The following is a 2,389-nucleotide window of genomic DNA, read 5'->3' on the forward strand; positions in this document are numbered from 1 at the left end:
CGCCTCGTCGAGCACGTACACGTCCGTGCCGGCGATCGGGCCGCCGATGGTGACCGGTTCGCCGGGGCGCAGGAAGGTGCCCGTCGCGCACACCGTCGTCTCGGTCGGGCCGTAGAAGTTCATCAGGCGGTGGTCCACGGACCACTGGTCCGCCAGCGCGGGCGGGCAGGCCTCACCGGCCGTGATGATGACCGTGCCGGGGGCGAGGGCGTGGGCCGGGAGGGCGCCCAGCAGGGACGGCGGCACGGTGACATGGGTGACGCCGCGGGTCAGCTCGTCGTCCGGGACGACGGCGGGCAGCGCCTCCGCCCGTCCGATCCGCAGCGTGGCCCCCGCCAGCAGGGCCATCAGGATCTCCGCGACGGACGAGTCGAAGCCGATCGAGGCCATCTGCAGCACCCTGCTGTCCGCCGTCACACCGAGCGAGTCGATGTGCGAGGCGACCAGGCGGGTCAGACCGGTGTGGCTGACCGCGGTGCCCTTGGGCCGGCCGGTCGAACCCGAGGTGTAGATGACGTAGCAGGTGTTGCCGGTGCGCAGCGGCGCACGGCGGTCCGCGTCCGTGACGGGTGCGGCGGACAGGCCGGCCAGGTCCAGTGTGCCGAGCACGGTGGGGGCGAGCGGGAGGCCGTCGGCGCGGGACCCGTCGTCCACCAGCAGCACCGCCGGGGCCGTGTCGGCGAGCATGAACGCCTTGCGGGCCGTCGGGTAGGCGGGGTCGAGCGGCAGGTAGGCGCCGCCCGCCTTGACGGTGGCCAGCATGGCGACGACGAAGTCGACGCCCCGGTCCGCGCAGACCGCGACCGGGACCTCCGGTCCCACGCCGAGTCCGATCAGGTGCCGGGCCAGCCGGTTGGCCCGCTCGTCCAGTTCGCGGTACGTGAGCGAGTCGCCGTCGTGCTCCAGGGCCACGCCCTCGGGGTGGCGTCGTACCTGCTCGTCGGACAGGTCGGGGAAGGGCCGCGGCACGACCGTGGCGGAGTGGTTCCAGTCCACCAGGACGCGCTCGAGCTCCTCCTCGGACAGCACCTCGAACGCGCTCAGCCGCAGCTTCGGATCCGCGACGGCCTGGCCGAGCACGCGCACGAGCCGCTCCCCCAGCCGCCGTGCGGTCTCCGGGTCGAAGAGGTCCAGGGCGTAGCCGACGCGGATGCCCGGACCGGTCTCCGAGTCCACGAACTCGAAGTCGAGGTCGAACTTGGCCGTACCCGACTCGGCGGGAACGGCGACACAGTCCGCACCGGCCAGCGCCGGCGTGTCCGCGCCGCCCGGGGCCCAGGCCAGGGCGATCTGGTAGAGCGGGTGGCGGGACAGCGAGCGGGTCGGCTGGAGCTCCTCGACGAGCCGGTCGAAGGACAGTCCCTGATGTTCGAACGCGGCCAGATCGGCGGCCCGGACCCGGGCCAGCAGGTCGGCGAACGTGGGGTCTCCGTCGGTGTCGGTGCGCAGCACCAGGGTGTTGACGAAGAAGCCGACCAGATCGGCGAGGGCGTCGTCGTCACGGCCGGACACCACCGTGCCGAGCGGAATGTCCGTTCCCGCGCCGAGCTTGGTGAGCAGGGTGGCGAGGGCCGCCTGGGCGACCATGAACACCGTCACGCCCTGCGCGCGGGCCAGCTCCCGCATGGCGTCGCGCAGTTCCGGCGGGAGCGGCAGTTCGAGGTGCCCGCCCTCGTAGGAGGCCCGGGCGGGGCGCGGTCGGTCGGTGGGCAGGACCAGTTCCTCGGGCAGGTCGGCCAACGCCTCGCGCCAGAAGTCGAGGTCCGCCGACTCGTCGTCGGCGCCTTCCTGCTGCCACAGCGCGTAGTCGGCGTACTGGACCGGAAGCGGCGTGAACGAGGGGGCCTGCCCGTCACGACGAGCGGCGTAAGCGGCGGACAGGTCGGCGGTCAGCGGGCCCATCGACCAGCCGTCGGTGGCGATGTGGTGCATCACCAACACCACCGTGACCTCGTCGCCGTCGTGCTCGATCAGCTCCGCGTGGAACGGCAGGTCCCGCTCCAGGTGGAAGAGGTGCCCGCACGCCGCGGACACCGCCTCCGCGACTTCCTCGTCGGTCGCACACCGCACCACACCCACCGCAGGTCTGGCTTCCTCGACCGGCAACACCCGCTGCAGCGGCTGCCCGTCGGCCTCGACGAACACCGTCCGCAGGGACTCGTGCCGAGCGACGACATCACCCAGCGCCGCCTCAAGCGCCGTACGGTCCAACCCGCCCCGCACCCGCGTCACCACCGGCACGTTGTACGTCGCGCTCGCACCCTCCAACCGGTACAAGAACCACAACCGCCGCTGAGCCGCCGACAGCGGCACGGACTCCGGACGCGGCACCACCGCCGCCACCCCCGGGCGCACCGCCGCGGTCGCCGAGCCCAGCTGAGCCGCGAAC

The 2,389-nt window shown here is 73.1% G+C and carries 1 protein-coding gene; it reads right to left on the reverse strand.

Annotated features, from left to right (window positions below; genetic code table 11):
- A partial coding sequence (locus tag IPZ69_RS46655) for a non-ribosomal peptide synthetase (RefSeq protein ID WP_235461004.1) occupies positions 1–2,389 on the reverse strand: 2,389 nt, incomplete at both ends.

Origin of the sequence: Streptomyces olivochromogenes, assembly GCF_021538895.1 — a bacterium.
GTDB classification, from domain to species: domain Bacteria; phylum Actinomycetota; class Actinomycetes; order Streptomycetales; family Streptomycetaceae; genus Streptomyces; species Streptomyces olivochromogenes_A.